At 72.2% G+C, this 22,293-nt stretch carries 18 protein-coding genes; 4 read left to right on the top strand and 14 right to left on the bottom strand.

What is annotated here, in order from left to right; translation table 11 throughout:
- Positions 1-71: 71 nt before the first annotated feature.
- Positions 72-797 (top strand): GntR family transcriptional regulator, encoded by a 726-nt coding sequence (locus QT196_RS03945; protein ID WP_168477566.1) that lies wholly within the window; start codon positions 72-74, stop codon positions 795-797.
- 41 nt (positions 798-838) lie between these two features.
- Here QT196_RS03945 and QT196_RS03940 read toward each other — a convergent pair whose 3' ends face one another.
- Positions 839-2,224, bottom strand: a complete 1,386-nt coding sequence (locus QT196_RS03940) for an aminopeptidase P family protein (RefSeq protein WP_266734911.1) — start codon at positions 2,222-2,224, stop codon at positions 839-841.
- A 144-nt stretch (positions 2,225-2,368) separates the two neighbouring features.
- Here QT196_RS03940 and QT196_RS03935 point away from each other — a divergent pair, with 144 nt between their 5' ends.
- A complete protein-coding gene (locus QT196_RS03935; protein ID WP_290354346.1) occupies positions 2,369-4,696 on the top strand; it encodes a collagenase in 2,328 nt (775 codons plus the stop codon).
- On the opposite strand, the gene QT196_RS03930 is transcribed toward QT196_RS03935, so the two are convergent.
- The 4 genes from QT196_RS03930 to QT196_RS03915 form a co-directional block, all read right to left on the bottom strand.
- A complete protein-coding gene (locus tag QT196_RS03930) occupies positions 4,668-5,078 on the bottom strand; it encodes an STAS domain-containing protein (protein WP_168477560.1) in 411 nt (136 codons plus the stop codon). The two genes, QT196_RS03935 and QT196_RS03930, sit on opposite strands and share 29 nt — an antisense overlap.
- 115 nt (positions 5,079-5,193) lie before the next feature.
- A complete protein-coding gene (locus QT196_RS03925) occupies positions 5,194-7,596 on the bottom strand; it encodes a glycosyl hydrolase family 65 protein (RefSeq protein ID WP_290354345.1) in 2,403 nt (800 codons plus the stop codon).
- On the bottom strand, positions 7,593-8,357 hold the full coding sequence (locus tag QT196_RS03920; RefSeq protein WP_168477557.1) for an HAD-IA family hydrolase: 765 nt from the start codon (positions 8,355-8,357) through the stop codon (positions 7,593-7,595). Before QT196_RS03920 ends, QT196_RS03925 begins: the two co-directional genes overlap by 4 nt.
- 97 nt (positions 8,358-8,454) lie before the next feature.
- Positions 8,455-9,030: a hypothetical protein gene (locus QT196_RS03915; RefSeq protein ID WP_290354344.1), complete on the bottom strand. Its 576-nt coding sequence runs from the start codon at positions 9,028-9,030 to the stop codon at positions 8,455-8,457.
- Between the two features lie 197 nt (positions 9,031-9,227).
- Here QT196_RS03915 and QT196_RS03910 point away from each other — a divergent pair, with 197 nt between their 5' ends.
- Entirely contained in the window at positions 9,228-9,935 is a 708-nt protein-coding gene (locus tag QT196_RS03910) for a response regulator transcription factor (protein ID WP_168483543.1), read from the top strand.
- A gap of 13 nt (positions 9,936-9,948) precedes the next feature.
- Here QT196_RS03910 and QT196_RS03905 read toward each other — a convergent pair whose 3' ends face one another.
- On the bottom strand, positions 9,949-11,670 hold the full coding sequence (locus QT196_RS03905) for a GAF domain-containing protein (protein ID WP_290354343.1): 1,722 nt from the start codon (positions 11,668-11,670) through the stop codon (positions 9,949-9,951).
- Positions 11,671-11,896: 226 nt separating this feature from the next.
- Here QT196_RS03905 and QT196_RS03900 point away from each other — a divergent pair, with 226 nt between their 5' ends.
- Positions 11,897-12,772, top strand: a complete 876-nt coding sequence (locus tag QT196_RS03900; RefSeq protein ID WP_290354342.1) for a universal stress protein — start codon at positions 11,897-11,899, stop codon at positions 12,770-12,772.
- Between the two features lie 21 nt (positions 12,773-12,793).
- Here the strand turns inward: QT196_RS03900 and ppk2 are convergent, their stop codons facing one another.
- The 8 genes from ppk2 to QT196_RS03860 form a co-directional block, all read right to left on the bottom strand.
- Positions 12,794-13,615 (bottom strand): polyphosphate kinase 2, encoded by an 822-nt coding sequence (gene ppk2 / locus QT196_RS03895; RefSeq protein WP_168477551.1) that lies wholly within the window; start codon positions 13,613-13,615, stop codon positions 12,794-12,796.
- 42 nt (positions 13,616-13,657) lie between these two features.
- Complete coding sequence (locus tag QT196_RS03890) at positions 13,658-15,004, bottom strand: nicotinate phosphoribosyltransferase (protein WP_290354341.1); 1,347 nt, start codon at positions 15,002-15,004, stop codon at positions 13,658-13,660.
- Positions 15,005-15,063: 59 nt separating this feature from the next.
- The gene (locus QT196_RS03885) at positions 15,064-15,363 is read right to left on the bottom strand and encodes a dsRBD fold-containing protein (RefSeq protein ID WP_085923535.1); all 300 of its coding nucleotides are present in this window, start codon (positions 15,361-15,363) and stop codon (positions 15,064-15,066) included.
- Positions 15,364-15,549: 186 nt separating this feature from the next.
- The gene (locus QT196_RS03880; RefSeq protein WP_290354340.1) at positions 15,550-16,431 is read right to left on the bottom strand and encodes a universal stress protein; all 882 of its coding nucleotides are present in this window, start codon (positions 16,429-16,431) and stop codon (positions 15,550-15,552) included.
- Positions 16,432-16,610: 179 nt separating this feature from the next.
- Positions 16,611-17,879, bottom strand: a complete 1,269-nt coding sequence (locus tag QT196_RS03875) for a sugar ABC transporter permease (RefSeq protein WP_290354339.1) — start codon at positions 17,877-17,879, stop codon at positions 16,611-16,613.
- Positions 17,876-18,685: an ATP-binding cassette domain-containing protein gene (locus tag QT196_RS03870; RefSeq protein WP_168477543.1), complete on the bottom strand. Its 810-nt coding sequence runs from the start codon at positions 18,683-18,685 to the stop codon at positions 17,876-17,878. Before QT196_RS03870 ends, QT196_RS03875 begins: the two co-directional genes overlap by 4 nt.
- 11 nt (positions 18,686-18,696) lie before the next feature.
- Positions 18,697-19,797 (bottom strand): substrate-binding domain-containing protein, encoded by a 1,101-nt coding sequence (locus tag QT196_RS03865; RefSeq protein WP_290354338.1) that lies wholly within the window; start codon positions 19,795-19,797, stop codon positions 18,697-18,699.
- Between the two features lies 1 nt (position 19,798).
- Positions 19,799-22,201, bottom strand: coding sequence for a SpoIIE family protein phosphatase (locus QT196_RS03860; RefSeq protein ID WP_248001568.1), 2,403 nt, complete (start codon positions 22,199-22,201; stop codon positions 19,799-19,801).
- Between the last annotated feature and the right edge of the window lie 92 nt (positions 22,202-22,293).

Here is a 22,293-nt window from a genome sequence, read left to right as displayed (position 1 = left end):
AGGCAATTGTCGCAACGTGACATTGTACGCTGGCAGTTCGCGGCCACTCGGAGGAGTGCGAGAGGAGCACGATGGGTGAATTCAAGCATCGCAGCCTGATCACCGCTCAGGCGCGGCTCCGTGATCAGGTCGCCCATCAGCTGCGCGCGGCCCTGGTCGCGGGGGAACTCCGCCCGGGATCGGTCTACTCGGCCCCGGGTCTCGCCGCGGACTTCGGGGTCTCCGCCACTCCGGTGCGCGAGGCGATGCTCGATCTGGCCCGGGAGGGGCTGGTCGAACCGGTCCGCAACAAGGGCTTCCGGATCACCGAGGTGAGCGAGCGCGACCTCGACCAGTACACCGAGATCCGGGCACTGATCGAGGTGCCGGTCGTCGGTCTGGTCACCCGCACCGCAGGACGCGCACAGCTGGAGGCACTCCGCCCGGCCGCGCTGGAGATCGTCGCGGCGGCCCGGGCGCATGACCTCATCGGCTACCTGGAGGCCGACCGCCGCTTCCATCTCGAACTGCTCGGCCTCGGAGGCAATGAGCGCCTCGTCGAGACCGTCGGTGATCTGCGCAAACGCTCCCGCCTCTACGGCCTCACCCGGCTCGACGAGCGCGATCAGCTGCTGCCCTCCGCCGAGGAGCACGGGGAGCTGCTCGATGTGATGCTGACGGGCGATGCCGCGGCGGCCGAGTCGTGTATGGCTCGCCACCTCGGTCATGTCCGCTCACTGTGGGCCGGGGACGGGGACGGGGACGAGGACGAGCCGCTGGTGCTGCGGCCCCACCTGCCGGGCGCGCGCCGGGCCTGAGGGCCGCCGGCTCAGGCGCCTGAGCCTCAATCCCCTCAGTCTCAAGCCCCGCCCGCGAGGAGTCCGGCCATCCACTCCTCCACGCCGTCGGCGGTACGCGGCAGCGCCGAGGACATCAGCCGTGCCCCGTCCGCCGTGATCACCAGATCGTCCTCGATACGGATGCCGATACCGCGCAGTTCGCGTGGCAGCGTCTCGTCGTCGGGCTGGAGATAGAGCCCCGGTTCGACCGTGAGGACCTGGCCCTCCGTCAGCACACCGTCCAGATACTGTTCCGCGCGGGCCCGGCCGCAGTCGTGCACATCGAGCCCGAGCATATGTCCCGAACTGCACAGCGTGTAACGCCGATACAGACCGCTGTCGGGGGCGAGCACCTCCGCCGCCGGGACCGGCAGCACACCCCAGTCGGCCAGGCCCTCGGCCAGGACGGTCGTACAGGCCCGGTGGAAGTCGCGGAAGCTCGCCCCCGGCTTGAGGGCGGCGATGCCCGCGTCCTGTGCGGCGAGCACCAGCTCGTAGACCCGGCGCTGGACCGGGGAGAAGCGGCCGGACAGCGGCAGGGTACGGGTGAGGTCGGCGGTGTAGAGCGAGTCGGTCTCCACGCCCGCGTCGAGCAGCAGCAACTGGTCCGGGTCGAGCGGCCCGTCGTTGCGGATCCAGTGGAGCACACAGGCGTGGGCACCGGCGGCGGCGATGGTCTCGTACCCCGTGCCATTGCCTTCGGCGCGGGCGCGCAACTGGAAGGCCCCCTCGATCCAGCGTTCCCCACGGGGATGGCGCAGCGCGGCGGGGAGGGCCCGTACGACATCCTCGAAACCGGTGACGGTGTGATCGACGGCCTGCTGGAGCTGCCCGACTTCCCAGGCGTCCTTCACCAGTCGCAACTCGCTGAGTGCACAGCCCAGTTCGGGATCGCGGGAGGCGTCCCGGTCGGCTGTGTGGCGTACCAGGTCGTCCAGGTGGGCGCAGCGGATGCCGGTGAACCGGGCGGCCTCGGTGAGATCGGGGCGGCGGCCCACCCAGAACTCGCCGTATTTGCGGTCCCGGTAGAACTCCCCGCCGACGTCCCGTGGTGAGCGCGGCCGTATGTAGAGCACCGCCTCGCCGTCCGGCTCCAGTACCAGCACATGTCCCGGCTGGTCCTCGCCCGTCAGCCCGGTCAGCCAGGCGTAGGCGCTGTGCGGCCGGAAGCGGTGATCGCAGTCGTGGGAGCGCACCGACAACTCGCCTGCGGGGACGAGCAGTCGCTCGCCGGGGAAGCGGGCGGCGAGCCGGGACCGGCGGTCGGCGAAGAGCGCGAAGCCGGGGACGCGGGAGCCGGCGGGGAGCGGGGTGGCGGCCCACTGGCCGGTCATGAAGTCGGCGAGAGCGTCCGGGACCGGCAAGTCATGGCTACCGGTGTGGAGTTGATCGGTACGCGTGGTCATGACGACGCCTCCGGGAAAGGTGGGTTCTGAAGCCTTGTCAGTGCAATTTCACATTACTATGTTATAGGTCACACCTCGTGGAGTGAAGGCCAACACCCCACCCCCACCCCCCACACAACCCCCCACCCCCTCCCGGAGGTTCAGGTGTCACATTCGCCCACGCCGCGCAGGATCCTGCTGGCCGCGACACTCGTCACGGCCCTCGCCCTGCCGGTCGTCCAGTCGGCCCAGGCCGCGCCCCAAGCGCCGGCCACCCCCGCCCAGCAGCTCGGACAGCGGGCCGCCGCGCCCACCCCCAATCCCTTCGACCAGGTCCAACGCCGCGCCAGAACGCCGAAGTTCGCCCCGCAGCCGGCGCCGGCACCCCGCTCGCTCACCGAGCGGGGCCGGATACCGGGCCCGCAGACCAGACCCACCGCCGTGCCACCCGGCTCCAGACCCGCCGTCGCCCCCTGCACCCTCGACGGCATCACGGGGCTGAGCCCCGAACAGTTCGCGGACTTCCTGGCCGACCCGGCCGTCACCGCCGACGACTGTCTGCGCAAGCTCGTGTGGACCTGGGACGCCCGGCTCATCCCCGTCATGTCCGACGCCCATGTCCAGGCCGTGGCCCGTCGCATCACCGGGCTGGCCGCCGCCCACGACGGCAAGAACTCCAGCCATCTGTACGAGATGTTCACCTATCTGCACGCGGTGGCCTACCAGGACTTCTCGCACGACGAGATCGACACCACCGACGGGCCCACCGTCGACACCATCCGCCGCGCGGTCGACGCCTTCGCCGGCGCGGCCCGCACCTTCGACGTCACCCGGACCAACGCCGACACCCTGCGCGAGGCCCTGAACGCCGCCAGCGCCCCCGGGCTGCGCCAGCACCAACTCGGCCTGATCCGCAAGGTCCTGGCGACCATGGACGCGTCCCACCCCGCCACCCACAAGGACCCCGCATGGGGGAACGCCGCCCTCGCCGCGCTCTCCGTCAACTACCTGGGCGTCTACCCCGGCAACAAGGACACCGCGTTCCAGGCCGCGGTCACCGCCGACCCCGGCTACCGCGCCGTCTTCAAGGGCTTCGTCGGGTACACCCACCTCAAGGGCACCCCCAACGCCTGGGTCGTCCGCGACGCCCTCAGTGAGTACGGCCGCTTCGGCGAGATCGCCTCGCTCAAGCAGGGCATCATCACCGACCTCGGCGCGCTGCTCCCCACCACCGTGCAGAACTACGGGGAGGGCAGCGAGCCCTGGGCCAAGATCGCCACTTGGCTCAACTACTTCGAGGCCTGCGCCCCGTACGGGGTGTGCAAGGCGGACATCGAAAAGCGGATCTTCCCGCGCACCTACTCCTACGACAACGGCGCCATCAAGGTCCGCACCGCCCTGGACCGCGCCACCGTCGACCAGCTCTACTATGCGTCCAAGCAGGTCAGGGCGCAGTTCCACCGGGTGGTCGGCACCACCGAACCGCTGGCCGGGGACCCCAACACCACCCTGACCATCGTGCTCTACGCCTCGCGCGCCGACTACGAGATCTACCACCCGCTGCTCACCGGCATGGGCACCAACAACGGCGGTGTCTACATCGAGCGCGGCGCCACCTTCTACACGTACCAGCGCCGCGTCCCCCAGGACTCCAGCCTCACCCTCGAAGAACTCTTCCGGCACGAGTACGTCCACTACCTCAACGGCCGCTTCGCCGTCCCCGGCTTCTTCGGCGAAGGCCCCTGGTACCAGGGCGACCGCACCACCGCGATGGATGAGGGCAGCGCCGAATTCTTCGACGGCTCGACCCGTGACGACGGGATCGCCGTACGACGCTCCCTCGTCAAGGGCATCATCGCTGACACCGCGGGCGGCGGACCGCGGATGAGCATCAACCAGCTGCTCCACGCGACCTACGACGGTGACGGCTTCCGCTTCTACAACTACGCCGGGACGTTCTTCGAGTTCCTGTGGCGCGATTACCCGGGGAAGCTCCAGGAGATGTACCGGTATCTGCGCGCCGACGATCCGTCCGGGTTCGACTCCTGGCGCAACCGCATGGGGTCCGACCCGGGGCTCCAGCAGCAGTACGACGCGTTCCTCAGCGCCCAGATCGCCATCGTCGACGACCTCTTCGTGCCGAAGACGAGCTTCGTGCCCAACGGCTCCCTGAAACTCTCCCGCCCCGCCGACGTCCAGAGCGCCATCACCGCCGCCACCGCCAGCCATCCCACCTGCAAGGACAGCGGCGACCCGGCCTACGGCCGATTCATCTGCACCGGCCGGATCACCGCCAACCTCAGCAACTCCGGCAGCCCCGACCAGGTCTTCAAGGACATGGCGGAAACGGTCGACTACTTCATCCTCGACCGTGCCGAGCCCGCGGCGAACAACTTCGCCGATATGAACTGCTCCTTCGGCCCCACCGAGGTCTGGTCCTCGGGCAAGGCCGGCACCGCGGACTTCAGTTGTGAGGGGCCGCTGCGGAGGTGATGGACCCGCCGCCTCCGGTGGTCCACGGCCCGTCGTCCACCGGGCGGGCCGTGTCCGGAAGGGCACCGAGGATGTCGAAGCTGCCGGTGAGACCGACGGCGTCCAGCGTGCGCAGGAAGCGCGGGTCGGTGATCACCAGGGAGAGCCGGCCGCCGTGCGCACGGGCGCGGCGGCGGGCGCGGCACAGTACCCCGATGCCCCCGCAGTCGAGGAAGTCCACCCGGGTCAGATCCAGGATCATGTGCGGACGGTGCCCGGCCGTCACCGGGTCGAGGCGCCTGTTGGTGCGCGCCGCGCTGGGGTAGTCCAGTTCTCCGAAGAGCGTGACGACGATCGGCGCGCCCATGGGGTGCTCGCGCCTGGGTGCCGTCGACTGCCGCATGGTTCTCACCTGTCCGCACGATTCCGGCCTCCGGGCCGCTGTCACCATGAAAGGCGGCGGACGCGCCCGGCAGGAGGGCCGGGCGGGCCATGACCGATAGGGCCCTTCGGCCCCCTCAGTCCCCGGGCAGGTCCAGCCGCCGGGACGTACCGGGCGCGAGGGTGAACGAGCGGTCGCGCAGGTTCACCCGTACCGCGGCGTTCTCCGAGGCCGGTACCGCGATTCGTACCTGCTCGGCGCGGATGCGCAGATCGATGTCCCAGTGGCGCCGGTAGCGGATGCGTACCCCGAACTTGGAGAGCTCGCGCAGCGGCGCGGGATCGAGCCAGAGTGCCTGCTCACGGGTCTCCAGCCCGGTCATCCCGCGCTGGACGAAGTCCAGGGTGCCGGCCATCGCGCCCAGGTGGATGCCCTCCGCGGTGGTACCGCCCTGGACGTCCGCCACGTCCCCGGTCAGGGCCTCCTCGCAGTACGTCCAGGCGTCCGGCCGGTGCACCCGGGCCAGGACCCAGGCGTGGACCAGGGCGCTGAGCGTCGAACCGTGACTGGTGCGGTGCAGGTAGTAGTCGACGGTGGCGTGCCAGGTGTCCTCGTCGAGGGGGTAGCCGAGCCGGCGGAACACCGTGGCGAGCTCCGACGGGGCGAAGAGATAGCCCAGCATCAGGACATCGGCCTGTTTGGAGGCCTGGTAGCGGTTGACCGTGTCGCCCTCCGCCTCCAGGATCCGGTCCAGCCGCCGGATGTCGCCGTAGCGCTGCCGGTATCCGTGCCAGTCGAGCTCGGCGAGCTCCCCGTACCCGGCGAACTGGCTGATCACCCCGCGGTGGTAGGGCACATGGAGCCGGTGCGCGATGTCCTCCCAGCGCTCGGGCTCCTCCGGGGCGAGCTGGAGCTGTTCGAAGAGCTGCCGCTGATGGGGCTCGGGCAGCGTGCGGCAGAGGTCGAGCGCGCGCATCAGCACCCAGGCCGCCGTGACATTGGTGTAGGCGTTGTCGTCCACCCCCGGTTCGGCGGCGTCCGGATAGCCGTCGTGGTACTCGTCGGGACCGACCACCCCGCGGATGCGATAGCGGCCGAGGGCGGCGTCCCAGTCCGCGGCCGAGGCCCAGAAACGGGCGATCTCCAGCAGCATCTCCGCACCCCTGGAGTGCAGGAACTCGGTGTCGCCGCTGGCCTGTCCGTACTGCCACACGTTGTAGGCGACTGCCGACCCGACGTGGTGCTGGAGCCGGGAGTGATCGGGCAGCCAGCGCCCCGAGCGCGGATTGAGATGGAGCTGCTGGGTCTCCTCGCGGCCGTCGCCCGCGCTCTGCCACGGGTACATCGCCCCGGTACGGCCCGCCTCCCGTGCCGCGTGGCAGGCCGCGGGCAGCCGCCGGTAGCGGTAGTCGAGCAGGGCCCGGGAGACCTGCGGGAGGTGCAGGTTCAGGAACGGCAGGACGAACAGCTCGTCCCAGAAGACATGCCCGCGGTACGCCTCGCCGTGCAGGCCCCGGGCCGGCACCCCGACATCCAGCTCGGTGGTGTGCGGCGAGAGGGTCTGGAGCACATGGAAGAGGTGCAGCCGCAGGATCCGGCCCGACTCCCCGGGGACCTCCAGCTTGGCCTGCCGCCACAGGTTCTCCCAGGCGCGGCGGTGGGCGGCGCGCAGCTGCCGGAAGTGCGGGGCGAGGGCCACCGCGTCCACGGCGGTGTGCCGCGGGCTCTCGATCGCCGGGTCGCGGGAGGTGTACAGCGCGACCGTTTTGTCGACGACCGCGGGGGAGTCGGGGGTGAGCGGCAGTATCAGGGTGTGGAACGCCCGCAGGGCGGTCAGCTGCGGCCGGGCCACCCCGTTGTGGCCGCCCGGGACCCGGGTCCGTGCGGCCAGCGCGAGACGGATGTCCGAGTCGAGGGTGCGGCAGCTCAGCCACACCGTGTCCGGCTGCTCGGCGCCGGTCTCCCAGCCCGTCAGATGCTGGTCCGCCAGACCGCGGTAGCGCGCGACGCCGGCATTGCGGACCGCCCCGTCGATCCCGGACTCCACCTCCACCGCGCCCGTCCACCCGTCGCACGCGAAACAGGTGCGCAGCGCGGCCAGATGCGGCTCGCCCATGTGCACGAGGCGGCACTGCTCCACGGTCAGCCGCCGTCCCGCCTCGTCCTCGTAGACAGACCAGCGGGTCAGGGTGCCGTGCCCCAGGTCCAGGGTTTGCCGGTGCTCCGTCAGATGCGGGTGGTCGGGGGAGAGCCAGGGGCCGGGGGCCGCGTCGGCGGGGCAGATCCGGTAGCGCAGCGGGAGCCAGTTGGGGAGGTTGACCATGTCCTCGTTCTCGACGGAGCGGCCCGCAACGGTGGACAGGAGCCGGTTGTAGCAGCCGGCGGCGTAGGTGCCCGGATAGTGCACGGGCCCGGCGGGCACCTCGGACGCCGCGCCGCGGGTGGCGAAGTAGCCGTTGCCGAGGGTGCACAGGGTTTCCCGCAGCCGCTCCGTATCCGGGTCGTACCCCTCGTACGACCAGGTCCAGGAGTGGGTCATCCGCCCGCTCCCGCCGTGAGCAGCTCGCCGGGGTCGGCCACGACCACATCGGCGCCGCGGCGGCGCAGGGCGGTCGCGCTGTACGGGCCGGCCGTCCGGTCCACGCCCACCACCAGGCCGAATCCGCCGCGGCGGCCGGCCTCGACCCCGGCCAGCGCGTCCTCCACCACGGCGGTGTCCGCGGGCGGGATCCCGAGCCGCCGGGCCGCTTCCACGAAGAGCGCCGGGTCCGGTTTTCCCGTCAGGTGCAGCCGGTTCGCCTCGTTGCCGTCCACCACTGCCTGGAAGAGCGGGCGCACCCCGGCCGCGGACAGCAGCTCGGTCGCATGGCGTGAGGCCGAGACGGCGGCACACGGCACCCCCTGGCGCCGCAGTTCCTCCAGCAGGCGCACGGTGCCGGGGAAGGGGGCGACGGGGTCGTTCCGCAGGTGTGCGCTGAACAGCTCTTCCTTGCGGGCCGCGACGGCGCCGACGGTGTCCGTGCCCGGTGCGTCGTCCGGGGTGCCGGGCGGCAGGTCAAGGCCCCGGGAGCGCAGGAAAGCGGCCGCGCCGTCCTGCCGGGACCGGCCGTCGACATGGCGCAGATAGTCGTCCACCGGGTCGAAGGGGCGCTGCCCGCCCACGGCCGCGAGGCAGGCGTCGAAGGCGTCCTTCCAGGCCGCGGCGTGTACCGCGGCGGAGTCGGTGATGACCCCGTCGGTGTCGAAGATGACGGCCCGCAGGGAGTGCAGGCACGCTGCCAAAGACGGCGCGCCGGTCATGGTGACGGTTCCGTTCGTCGGTGTCCCTTCCATGGCACCACGGCTGCCGTCCCTGGGCGCGCCGCACGGACCGCCGCCCCGGCGGCAGCCCGCCGTGTCACGTCGCCCGCTGCCCCCAGTGGGGGTCCGCCGCCGCCCACTCCCGCTCCCACTGGGCGTAGCGGTGGCGGTTCAGCAGGGCGCGGCCGGAGCGCTGGGCGCCGAGGAGCAGCAGCCCGGCCGAGGTGCCGGCCACGGTGCCGACGGCGATGCTCTCGCCCGTCGCCTGCCTGGGGGTGACCGGGTCGCGCACCAGCGCCCCGTGGCGGTCGAGCCAGGCGGTGGTGTGGTCACCGGCCCGCAGGTCCGGCGACACCGTCGTGACGCCCGTCCGGGCGGCGCCGTCGGCGGCCGTCCAGCGCACCGTCGCGTGCACCCGCGTGCCGACGCCACCGGAGACGTCCACCCCTATCCGGGGCGGGGGATTCTCGGTCAGTACGGCCGATACGCTCTGCCGGCCCTGCCGTTCCTGGCCGGTGCCGTCGTCCACCGCATGCGCGGCGGCCAGCCCGGCGGCCGGTGCGCCCAGGGCGATCAGCACGGCGGTCACCAGCACCAGCCAGCCCTCCGCGACATCCGAACGCCGCCGGAGCGGGCTGCGCCGCCACGGCCGGAGGAACTCGCTGCGAGCCATCACACACCCCCTGCGCCTTGGCCCCGACCGTCGCACGCGGCACGAGGCCGGCAGGAGGGGCCGAACGGCCCTCGCGGGGGGCCGGTCGGGGTCGGCCCGGCGGGGGCGGCGGCCCCGTTCGGCCCTGGTGTGCGCACCGTGGCAGGACGACGATGAGAAGCACCGCCGCACCGCACGAGGAGAGCGTGGAGGACGCCATGGGCGACGTACGCGAGTTCTCACCGCAGCGGCCGATCCGGGTGTTCCTGCTCGACGACCATGAAGTGGTGCGCCGTGGTGTGCGGGACCTGCTCGACGCGGAGCCCGATATCGAGGTGGTCGGCGACGCCGGCACCGCCGAACGGGCGCTGGCCCGCGGTCCGGCGCTCGGCCCGGACGTCGCCGTGCTCGATGTGCGGCTGCCGGACGGCGACGGGATCAGCGTCTGCCGGGAGTTGCGGTCGCGGCTGCCCGGACTCGTATGTCTGATGCTCACCTCGTTCGACGACGACGAGGCGCTGCTGGACGCGATCATGGCGGGCGCGGCGGGCTACGTCCTCAAGGAGATCAAGGGGACCGACCTGGTCGCCGCCGTCCGTACGGTCGCCGCCGGCCGCTCGATGCTGGACCCGGCGACCACCGCGCGGCTGATGCGCAGCCTGCGCGGCGTGGACACCGGCGAGGCACCCGCGGCGGACGCGCTGTCCGGGCTGTCGCCGCGGGAGCGGGAGATCCTCGGGCTGATCGGGGCAGGATTGACGAACCGTCAGATAGGGCAGCGGCTCTACCTCTCCGAGAAGACGGTCAAGAACCACATCTCGCGGCTGCTGGCCAAGCTCGGTGTGGAACGCCGTATCCAGGCGGCCGTCCTCGCCGCCCAGGGACCGCCGCCGGCCGCCGGGGACTCCGGACCGTACCGGCTCTGACCCCGGGAGCGGCTCAGGCCGACGGGAGCGGCGCCTGCCACAGCAGGAGGGTGCCACCCTGCGACGGTGCCGCCAGCGTCATCTCGCCGCCCACGCTCTCCGCCCGCTTGGCGAGATTGCTCAGCCCGCTCCGCCGGCCGTCGCGCGGCAGGCCCACCCCGTTGTCCGTGACGCTCAGGCTCAGCGCACCGCCGCCGACGGCCAGCGAGACCTCGACCGTGGTGGCGTGCGCATGCCGCGCGGCATTGCTCAGCGCCTCGCCCAGCACCGCCACCACATGCTCCGCGAGTTCGGCCGGCACATCGGTGTCGATGAGGCCCTGCATCCGGAGTGACGGGGTGAACCCCAGGGCGCGGGCGGCCTGTTCGACCACCGTGACGGTGCGGGCCCGCAGCCCGTGGCCGGACCGGCCCGGCGTATGGGCGCGCAGCCCGAAGATGGTGGACCTGATGATTTTGATGGTCTCGTCCAGATCGTCCACCGCGCGCAGCAGCCGCTCGCTCGCCTCCGGATGGTCCACGAAACGGACCGCGCTCTGGAGCGTCATGCCCGTCGCGAACAGCCGCTGGATCGCCAGATCGTGCAGATCACGGGCGATCCGGTCGCGGTCCTGAAGGAGGGTGAGCTGCTCGGCGGACCGGCGCTGGTCGGCCAGTTCCATGGCGAGGGCCGCCTGCCCCGCGAAGGTCAGCAGCGGGCCGGTCTCCAGCTCGGTGAACGGGGGCCGCTCCAGCACCCGCGCCACCAGCAGCACGCCACGCGGCCGGCCACCGGTGATCATCGGCACGGCGACCGCGGGCCCCAGCCCCATCCAGCGTGGCGGCCCCGCGGTGATCCGCGGATCCTGCTCGACTTGGGTGCTGATCATCGGCTCCCGCAGGTCGAGCGCCGCCCCCATGAACGACCCCTGCCGGGGGAGGACCAGCCCGCGGTGCGCCTCGGCGTCGACCCCGGAGGCCAGGGCGACATGCAGTGCCCTGCCGTCCTGCTCGGGGAACGCGACCACACCGAGATCCGCGGTGAGAATCTCCCGGGCCTTGTCCACGATCAGCCCCAGGGCCGCCATCTCGTCCGTCCCCGGCAGCAGCAGCCTGGCGACGATCTCACCGTTGGCCTGCTGCCACCGCTGCCGGTAGCGGGCCTCCTCGTACAGCCGCGCGTTCTCGATGGCGACCCCCGCCGCCACCGCCAGCGTCGAGAGCACCGTCTCGTCCTCGGCGTCGAAGCCGCCGCCGCCCCGCTTCTCGGTCAGATAGAGATTCCCGAACACCTCGTCGCCGACCCGGATGGGCACCCCGAGGAAGGAGTGCATGGGCGGGTGGTGCGGCGGAAAGCCGTACGACGACGGGTGCTCGGACAGCTCCGGGAGCCGCAGCGGCCGGGGATGACGGATCAGCTCACCCAGGATGCCGTGTCCCGCCGGCAGCCGGCCGATCGCCTGCTGCTGTGCGTCGGTGACCCCGACCGGCAGGAACTGGGTGAGCCGGGTGCCCTCCGAGACCACGCCCAGCGCCCCGTACTCGGCGTCCACGACCACCACCGCCGCTTCCACGATGCGGCGCAGCACCTGCGGCAGATCCAGCCCCCGGCCCACCGACAGCACGGCTTCCAGCAGCAGATTCACCGGGTCACCGGGACCCTGCCGCAGGGCGTCGAGGCGCCGTTGCAGCTCGTCCGGCAGCGCATCGAGCCGGCGCCGGGCGGTCTCGCGCCGGCCGCTTCCGTGGTCGCCCACCATGGCCTCCGCTGGATGGCCCCGCACGCGGGCGGGGGCCGTACCTCCACGGTAGCCGCGGTGCCCCCGCGGGGCCTGGCGCGGCGGCGCGGGCCCGCCGCCGCGCCGACTCAGGACCGGGCGGCCCACCACCCGGTGTCCGTCCGGACCTGCACGCCCCCCGGACCGGGTGCGACGGTGGCAGTAGGGACATGTCCGCGCCGATGCGAGGAAGGACGTGGGGGCGATGGAGCATCCGCTGGTCGTGGGGACCGATGGATCGGATTCCGCCTTCCGGGCGCTCGACTGGGCGGCGGACGAAGCGGCGCGCCACGGCCTTCCGCTGCGGGTCGTCTACGCCTCCCGATGGGAGCGTTTCGAGGGCGAGGTATCGCCGGAGGGCGGGGAACGGCCCAGCGAGCAGGTACTCGCCGAGTCCGTCGTCGCCTCCGCCGCGGACGTCGCCCGCCGCCGGCAGCCGGACGTCCAGGTCTCGGGCGAGGTGCTCGCCACCGACGCGGTCACCGCCCTGCTGAACGAGGGGCTCCATGCGACGGCGCTGATCCTGGGGTCCCGGGGGCGCGGCGAGATCGCCGGGCTGCTGATGGGCTCGGTCAGCCTGGCGGTGTCGGCCCGCGCCCGCTGCCCGGTCATCGTGGTGCGGGGTGACGTGGCCGGACTGGCGGGCACACACGGCCGCGTCCTCCTCGGCGTCGCCGACCCGGCCGGGGAGACGGCGGCCGTCCGCTTCGCCTTCCACGAGGCGGCGGTCCGCCAGTGCACGCTGGAGGCGGTATGCGCCTGGCCCCTCCCGGTACGCGATGCCACCGAGGCCCCGCTGCTCGCCGCGGACGCCCGGCGCTACCACGAGAAGCAGGCCTCCGCGCTGCTGGACGAGGCGCTGGACGGGGTGGCCGGGGCGTATCCGGCGGTGCGGGTGCGGCGGGTCACGGTCGAGGGGCCGGCCCACAAGGTCCTGGTGCACCGTACGGCCGCCGCGGATCTGCTGGTGACCGGCGCACAGCACCGCCAGGGCCACTTCGGCCTCCAGCTCGGGCGGGTGGCGCACACCGCGCTGTGCCACGCCACCTGCCCCGTGGCCGTGGTGCCGCAGCAGGTCTGACGCGGGGCCGCGGCCCCGCCGTCACTGCTCCAGCCCGGCCGCGTGATCGGGAACGTAGGACTGAAGGTCCCGGGGCGGCCGCTGATAGCCGGTGGCGGACGGCCGCGGCGGGAGTTCCAGCGAGGGCGGGGTGATGTCGCGATAGGGGACCGTCGACAGCAGATGGGCGATCATGTTCAGCCGGGCCCGGCGTTTGTCATCGCTCTCGACGACGAACCACGGTGACTCCGCGATATCCGTGTGGACGAACATGTCGTCCTTCGCCCGCGAGTACTCCTCCCAGCGGGTCAGCGACTCAAGGTCCATGGGGGAGAGCTTCCAGCGCCGCGTCGGGTCCTTCAGCCGGCGCCGGAACCGCTGCTCCTGCACCTCGTCACTCACCGAGAACCAGTATTTGCGCAGCAGGATCCCGTCCTCCACCAGCATCCGCTCGAAGACCGGGCACTGCCGCAGAAACCGCTGGTGCTCGGCCGGCGTGCAGAAGCCCATGACCCGCTCGACACCGGCCCGGTTGTACCAACTGCGGTCGAACAGCACCATCTCGCCCGCCGCGGGAAGGTGCTCCGTATAACGCTGGAAATACCACTGGGTGCGCTCGCGCTCGGTGGGCCGGGGCAGTGCCACGATCCGCGCCACCCGGGGGTTGAGGTACTCGGTGACGCGCTTGATCGTGCTTCCCTTGCCGGCCGCGTCGCGCCCCTCGAAGACCACCACCAGCCGGGCGCCCTCGGTCCGCACCCACTCCTGGAGCTTGACCAGCTCCGTCTGGAGCCGGTACAGCTCCGGCTCGTACAGCGACCGCGGCAGCTTCCCGTGGCCGTTGCCGCCCTGTTTCTCCGCCATACGACGACGGTACGGAGAAATGCCCCGGCGGGCCTCCCGGCCTCAGGTGTGCGAGCCGAACGGGGCCAGGACCTCGCGCTCGATCCGCCGCCGGACGTGGTCGGTCAGGGCGGAAAGCCGCTTCGACACCCGCGGCCGCACCGCGTGCGGCGAACGGATGTACCGGGCCGTCGCGGGCAGCTCCGCGACATCCGCCACGACCCGCCGCCGGGCATCCGCGAGCCGGCCGCGCGGAGTGCCGCGCACGCCCCCGCTCATCAGCGTCTCCAGCAGCGGCGCACTGCCCGCCGGGAGCGGCTCGTCGGCCAGGCCGATCACATCGTGGCACCCGGGCCGGCGGAAGACCTGCTTACGCCCCGGGGCGGTCATCTTCGCCGACGACAGCTTCATCACCGGCCGGCCGTCGTAGGCGACGAGCTTGTACGCCGAGTCCAGGGAGGGCGCGTCGGCGCTCACCCCGACGCGGGTACCCACGGCGTAGACGTCGATCGGCGCGCCCGTCCGCGCCAGGTCGTGCACGGCGCACTCGTCCAGTCCGCCGCTGGCGACGATCCGCACCTGCGGCAGCCCCGCGTTGTCCAGGATCGAGCGGGCCCGTACGGCCAGTTCCGCCAGGTCGCCGCTGTCCAGCCGGATGGCCGAACCGTCGCCGCGGCCCAGCCCGTTGAGCACCCGGGCCGCGGCCGCCACACCCGACTCGGTGTCGTAGGTGTCCACCAGCAGGGTCACCGGCCCGGGGTGGCAGAGCGCGAACGCGGTGAACGCCGCCTCCTCGTCCTCGAACGCCTCGATGTACGAGTGCGCCATTGTGCCGACGGCCGGCAGATCCTCGGCATGCGCGGCCGCCACATTGCTGGTGCCCGCGAAACCGGTCATGGCGCCGAGCCGGGCCACCTGGAGGGCGGCCGCGGTGCCGTGGGTGCGCCGCAGCGAGAAGTCCACGACGGAGCGGCCCCGCGCGGCGAGCACACAGCGGATGCACTTGGAGGCGATGGTCGTCTGATGGGTGAGGTGGTTGAGCACGAAGGACTCCACCAGCTGCGCCTGGGGCAGCGGCGCGGTGATCTCCAGCAGCGGCTCACCCGCCAGCACCACCCGCCCCTCCGGTACCGCCCGGACCTCGCCGGTGAACCGCATCCCCAGCAGCGGGGCCAGGTCGCGCGCGGGCCGTTGCAACGCCTCGGCGAACACCTCGACATCGTCGTGTCCGACCGTGAAACCGGACAGGAAATCGAGGACGGTTTCGGCCCCCGCGGCGATCAGGAAGCCCCGTTCCGGCGGCAGCGCCCGCACAAAGCAGCTGAAGGTCGCCGGTTGCGTCATGCCCTCGTGGAGATACGAGAGGGCCATGGTGACTTCGTACAGATCGGTGGTCGTCGCATCCGACATGGCCGACTCCTTCCACGGGACGGCGAGGCCGCCGGCCGGCGCCGCCGCCCGCACCGGGCTCACGCCATGGCGTCCGTCCAGCCGTAGGCGACGCGATGCTCACGCCGGGGCGGTGCGGCACCGACACCTTCGAGGTCGCTGTCGGCCACCCGCAGCAGCTGCCCGGCCAGATCCCGCACCGCACGCCCGGCCGCGATCTCGTCGCCGATCTCCGGTACATCCCGGTCCTCGGGGCTGCACCGTGCCGTGCCGTGCCCGGTGAGGGTCGTGGTTCCGGTACGGAGCTCCACGCGCGCCTTGGTCGTGCCGTCCTCCTCGACGAGGTACAGACGGACGGGCCACTCGACTGTCTTTGCCATGGCTTGCCTCCGCTTCCTTGCCGGGGGCCGCCGCAGGACGCGACCCGGACGAACGACCGGGGCCGCCGGGCCGTCGGCGGCTGAACCCGCTGGATGAGCCCTTACCGTCATCATCCGCCTTCTGCCGTGGCGCGTCCTGGCACGGCCCCTGCGCCGTCACCGACCGTGGCGCGTGCTGCCGTGCGGTCATTCATGGGGGACCACGGCCACCGGACACGGAGCGTGGTGGACGACTGCCTGCACGACATGGCCGATCTTGGGCCCCGGCAACCGGTGCCGGTGCCGGTCCCGGTGGCGGCGGCCGACGACCAGCAGCCCCGCTTCCGCGGCACTGTGCAGCAGCGCCGGCGCCGGACTCTCCAGCACCACCCGGTCGTCCACCCGCACATCCGGGAACTTCTCGCGCCAGGTCTCCAGGGCTTCGGCCATGTCCTCCCGCGCGTCCTGCGCCGCCTGCTCGGCGGCGATCGGCTCCACACCGCCCCCGCGGTTGTAGGCGTACGAGGGAAGGTGCCTGCCGTGGATGGCACGCAGGGGGACGCCCCGCCGGGCGGCGCTGGCGAAGGCGAAGGCGAGCAGCGCCTCGCACGGCTCGTGGAGGCTCAGCGCCACCATCACCTCGCCGGCGCCCTCGTTCGCCGTGGAGTCCTCGCGGGCGCGTACCAGGACGGTGGGGGCGGCGGTGTGCGCCACCAGTTGCATGCCGAGCTCACCGAGCGCGAAGCGGGCCACCGGGCCCAGATCCCGTGAGCCGAGGACCAGCAGATCCGACTGTTCCGCGGCTTCGTGCAGGGCGTCCAGCGGGTCCTTGGCCACCAGCACCTCGTCCACCGGCAGGTCAGGGAAGCGCGCGCGGGCCGTCGTGGCGGCCTCGTCCATCATCCGGTGGGTCCAGTGGTTCTGGTCCTGTCCGTCCTCGGGGTGGGACGCGGGCTCCGGCGCGAGCAGCACCCAGGCGTGCAGCAGCCGCAGCCGCGCACGCCGCAGCTGCGCTTCCTCGGCCGCCCACCGGATCGCGGACAAGGACTCGGGCGTACCGTCCACACCGGCGGTGATGACATCCTTCATGGCTCGCTCCGTTCCTTGCGCGCTCGGGGCGTTCGCGCCCACATCTCAAGGGTGCTCGGCCTCGTCCGCCGCGGCATGAGCCACTCGGCCCCCATCGCGCCGCCAGAGGTCCGCGCGGCCGCTGCCCGGCGCGCTCCGTTCCGGACCGCGGCCCGAACGCCCGCCGTCGCGGCGCCGCGTCAGACCCGCCCATGCGCCCGTTGAGCCCGCCGCGACAGCGAGTCGATGACCACGGCGATCAGCAGCACACCACCCGTGATCATGAACTGCACGGCCGTCTGGATACCCATGAGGGCCACGCCGGAGGCGATCGACTGGATCACCAGCACGCCGAGCAGGGCCGACCAGGTCCGGCCCCGTCCGCCGAACAGACTGGTACCGCCGATGACCGCCGCGGCGATGACGTCCATCAGCAGCAGGCCCGCCCCCGAGGTCTGGCTGGCCGAGGTGACGCGCGAGGCCAGGAAGAGACCGCCGACCGCCGCCATCGTGGCGGACATCATGAAGACCGAGATGCGGACCAGGTCCACGTTGAGGCCGGTGCGGCGGGACGCCTCGACGCTGCCGCCGAGCGCGAAGATCATGCGTCCGTAGCGCGTGCGGCGCAGCACGTAGTCGAGGCCGACCAGCACCACGAGGAAGATCAACAGGGCCAGGGGGAGCCCCAGGAACTGGTTGAGGACGAACGCCGAGGCCATCGCGATCGCCGCCAGCACGCCGGTGCGCAGCAGGATCTCGCTCAGCGGCCGGGCGGGCACACCGGCGGCCCGGCGCCGCCGCGCGTCATGGTACGAAGCGAGGAAGTACCCGGCGGTGCCCAGCGCCGCCAGGCCGTACGCGGCGGCCACATTGTGGAAGTAGTAGCCGGTCAGCATCGCGAGCAGGCCCTTGTCGTCGATGTTGATCGTGCCGTTGGCGCCCAGGATGTAGAGCATCAGGCCGTTCCAGCCCAGCAGTCCCGCGAGGGTGACCACGAACGCCGGTACCCCGACCTTGGCGAGGAAGAAGCCCTGCACGGCTCCGATCGCCGCGCCGCCGAGCACCGCGATCAGCAGCGCGAGCCCCTCCGGCACCCCGTGGCTCACGTTCAGCACCGCGAACGCGGCCGCCGCCAGACCGCTCACCGAGCCGACCGAGAGATCGATCTCGCCCAGCAGCAGTACGAAGACGACGCCCACCGAGATCATGCCGGTGCCGACGATGTCCACGCTCAGATTGGACAGGTTGCGCGGCGAGAGGAAGTTCTCGTTGAGGCTCTCGAAGATGATCCACACCACGATCAGGCCGAGGGCGACCGGCACCGAGCCGAGCTCACCGCTGTGGAATCTGCGCTTGAGGATCTCCAGGGGGTTCTGTGCGCCGAACTCGGGCGTGAGCCGGCGGCGGTCGGCAGCGGTGACCGCTCCGCCGGCCGCCTTGTGCTTCCGGAGCGCCCAGGTCCGGCTCATGGCTCCGCGTCCCAATCCGGGGCCTTGCGGCGGGTCACGGCGTTGTCCGTGGCGCCGGTGATCGAGGAGATGATCTGCTCGTGGGAGGTGGTCGTGACATCGAAGAACCCGTTGTTCCGGCCGAGCCGCAGGACCGCGATCCAGTCCGCGACGGCCTTGATGTCTCCCATGTTGTGGCTGATCAGGAGCACCCCGAGCCCGCGCTCACGCAGCTGGTCGACGAGGTCGAGGACCTGGGCGGTCTGTTCGATGCCCAGGGAAGCGGTGGGCTCGTCGAGGAGGACGAGCCGGGGTTCGCCGAGGAGCGAGCGGGAGATCGCGACGGTCTGGCGCTGGCCGCCGGAGAGCGAGGCGACCGGGAGACGGACGTCGGGCATCCGGATGGCCAGCATGTCCAGCAGGTCGAGGGTGAGGCGCTCCATCTCCACCTCGTCGAGGACACCGGCCCGGTGGATCTCGCGGCCGAGGAAGAGATTGCCGACCACATCGAGGTTGTCGCACAGCGCGAGGTCCTGGTAGACGGTGGCGATGCCCAGGTCCTGGGCGTCGTGCGGGCGGGTGATCGGGGCGGGCCGGCCGTCCCACTCGATCTCGCCGCCGTCGGCGGGGTCGACCCCGGCGATCACCTTGATCAGGGTGGACTTGCCGGCGCCGTTGTCGCCCACGAGAGCGACGACCTGACCGGCGCGGATCTCCAGATCGACATCGGCCAGGGCCTGGACGGCGCCGTACCGCTTGAAGATGCCGTGCAGAGCCAGCAGGGGCGGGGCCGGCCCCGGCCGCCGGAGGGTTGCGCCGGACTCCATGGATGCCTGCCTTACCTGAGGAGTCCCGCCCTCTTGCAGGCGGACTCGAACTTGGGGGTGCAGATCTGATCGATCGTGTACATACCGTCCTTGACCACGGTTTTCTTGATGTTGTGCACGTTCACGGAGATCGGGGTGAGCAGCACGGCCGGGATGCCGCGGTGGGTGGGGCTGTTGACCGTGTGCGTCGTGATGCCGTTGAGCTTCTCGCCGCGCCCCAGCGCGACGGCCATGGCGGCTGCGGTGCCGGCCTCGGGCGCGAAGGGCTTGTAGACGGTCATGGTCTGATCGCCCTTGACGAGGCGTTGAATGGCGGCGAGTTCGGCGTCCTGGCCGGTGATGGGCGGCAACGGAGAGACCTTGGCGGCCTGAAGGGCGGCGATGATGCCGGCGGCCAGCCCGTCATTGGCGGAGTAGACGCCGTCGATGTGGTCCGCGCCGAGGGCCGAAATGGCGGCGGCCATATTGCGGTTCGCATTCTCCGGCCGCCAGTCGCCGGTCTCGTACGCCTTCCCGATCTTCACCTTGCCCTTGAGCGCGGCGAGCGCACCCTGCTTGAACCAGGCGGAGTTGGGGTCCGTCGCCCCACCGTTCATCATCACGATCTGGGCGTCGCGCGCCTTGGGACCGAGCGCCTTGAGCAGCGCCTCCCCCTGCAGCCTGCCGACCGTCGCGCCATTGAAGGAGACATACGCGGACACCGGCCCCTCGACGAGGCGGTCATAGGCGACCACCGGAATCCCGGCCCGCCGCGCGCTCTCGACCGACGAACGGAGCGACTTGGAGTCGACGGCGTCCAGGATCAGCACCTGCACCCGCTTGGTGATCATCGCGTCCACCTGCTGCTGCTGCGTGGCCACATCGTGCTGCGCGCTGACGGTCTCCACCGTGCACTTGGGGCACAGCCGATGAATCTTCTGCTCGATCAGCGGCTTGTCGAAGTGGTAGAGGCGCGAGGTGTTGTCCGGGAGCAGCACCCCGATCTTCGGGGCACCGCCGGCCGCGGACCCGTTCGGCTCCCGTGCCCCGCCGGCCTCCCCGCAGGCGACCGGCCCGGCCACCAGACACACTCCCACCAGGACGGCAGCGGCACCCCGCAGACGAGCACGCACCTCAGCGCACCTCCTCACCGCTCGGCCGGCCGTCCGCGGCGGCCGGAGCCGCCGCGCCGAGCCGCTCGCCCGGCTCCACGGCGATCTCGCTCCACACCTGCTTGCCGCCGCTCAGCGGCACCGAGCCCCAGGACGCCGACATCGCCTCGACGAGCAGCAGCCCGCGGCCACCGGTCGACTCCCAGTCCACGCTGGTCGGCTTGACGGGGGCCCGCGGCGAAGCATCGTTCACCCCGATCCGCAGCCGGTCCGCGGCCAGCGTCAGATCCAGCCGTACTTCGCCCTGGGTGTGCGCGATGGCATTGGTGACCAGCTCGGACACCACCAGCAGGGCCACATCCTGCTCCGCCGTCACACCCCAGGACCGCAGGGTGCGCCCGGTGAAGCGCCGGGCGTGCATGACGGCGTCCGGCAGCCGCCACACCGTCCAGCGGACCCGGGTCGGGCGGACCCGCATCCCGTCGTAGCGCAGCACCAGCAGGGCCACATCGTCGTCGCGCCGCTTCGCGCCCCCGAGCAGCGCATCGGCGAGCTGCCCGGCATCGGCCGGATCGGCCGCGGCCAGCGCCGCACGCACCCGGCGGATGCCGTCCTCCAGCGGGAGGGTGGCCGACTCGGCCAGGCCGTCGGTGAGCAGGGCGAGCACGGTGCCGGGGGCCAGGCCCACCTCGGTCAGCGGGAACTCCCCGTCCTCGGCCACCCCCAGCGGAGGGCCGCCCTCGACCGGCACCTCCTCGGTGCTGCCGTCGGGCAGCCGCAGCAGCGGCGGCAGATGCCCGGCCCGGACGAACCAGGCGATGCCCTCCTCCATGTCCAGGTCCACATAGCAGCAGGTGGCGAACAGATCGGTCTCCATACCGAGGAGCAGCCGGTTGGCGTGGGCGATCACCACATCGGGCGGGTGGCCCTCCACGGCGTAGGCCCTGATGGCCGTGCGCATCTGCCCCATGATCGTGGCCGCGCCGGCGCTGTGCCCCTCCACATCGCCGATGACGAGCGCGACATGGCCGTCGGAGAGCGGAATGACGTCGTACCAGTCGCCGCCCACTTCGAGCCCCATCGTGGCGGGCAGATAGCGGGCGACGGCCACCCCGCCGGGCAGCGACGGCAGCTTGCGGGGCAGCAGACTGCGCTGGAGCATCGTGGCGAGCTCGTGCCCGGCGTCCAGCGCATGGGCGCGCACCAGGGCCTGCCCCACCAGACCCGCGGTCGCGGTCAGCAAGGACCGCTCCTCCGGCCCGAAGTGGTGCTCCGCGTCCCAGCCGATCAGGCACACCCCCACGAGCCGGCCCTCGGCCGGCAGCGGCAGCACGGCGAGCCCACCTGGCCCGATGCCCGCGAGGTCGCTTTCGAGGGCCGCACCCGGCGGCCACAGCGCGACATGCCCGGCACGCAGCACGCTCTCCAGCGTGGGCATCGAGTGGCAGGCCGCATCGGGCCACTCGGACCGCCATTCGGACCGCCACGCGTCGGGCCAGGCCGCGGGCTCCGGCGGGTCGAGCACGGACACCACGAACCGGTCGGCCTCCAGCTCGGCCACCGCCACCCGGTCGGCCGCCAGCGGCGCCCGCAGCGCGGCGACCACCACCCGGCTGACGTCCCGGATCGTCGTGGCACCGGCCAGCGCGGCCGACAGCCGCTGCACGATGGAGACCTCGTCGGCGGTGGGCCGCAGATACGAGGCGTCGGCGACCACGCCCAGCATCCGCTCCGGGGTGCCGTCGGCGTCGACCAGCACCCGGCAGCGCAGGCTCAGCCAGTGCAGCTCGCCATTGGGCCGCCGGATACGGATCGACAGCTGCTGGCCGGACACGGGCACCCCGCCCGGCTCCACGATCGACATCAGCGCCGGCACATCGTCCGGCACGGTGCGCTCCAGCAGCGTCTCCACCCGCCGGTCGAACTCCTCCGGGCCGATGCCGAACAGCTCCAGCACCTGGGCGTCCGCGTCCATCCGCCCGGTGCGCAGCACCAGCGTGAAGGCGCCGCCCCGCAGGGTGTCCAGCCCCGGACCCAGCAGCGAGCGCCGCTCCGTCTGCGCCATGGCGCGGGCCGCGACGGCCTCCAGCCCCGCGGCCACCTGGTCGGCGTGCAGTTCCAGGAGCTGGCGGCGGTCCGCGTCGAAGGCGTCGGTGGCCTTGTCCATCACCACCAGGCACCCCAGCCGCCGGACGGTCCCGCCCAGGGGCAGCACGCACAACGAGACATCCGCCGGGGGCTTCCCGGCACCGTCCCAGGCGCCCGCACCGGGGCTGTCCGCGGCCCCACTGAGGTCGTACTCCGCGAGCTCCGCCGGGCTCAGCCACAGCGGGTCGCCGCTGCGGAAGGCCGCGGCCACCGGAGAGTTGCCGGACAGCGGGTAGCTCGTCGGCAAGCCATAGGGGACGCCGGAGCCTCCGACCATCTCGGCCAGCTGAAGAACGCCGTCCCCTTCGGCCGGCACATAGACGGCGGTCAGCTCAGCCCCGGTAGACCCAAGGACTCGTGCGGTCACTG

Source organism: Streptomyces sp. P9-2B-2, assembly GCF_030406865.1.
GTDB classification, from domain to species: domain Bacteria; phylum Actinomycetota; class Actinomycetes; order Streptomycetales; family Streptomycetaceae; genus Streptomyces; species Streptomyces platensis.
The sequence above is the reverse complement of the archived record's forward strand: the minus strand, read 5'-3'. Positions and strand labels throughout refer to the sequence as shown.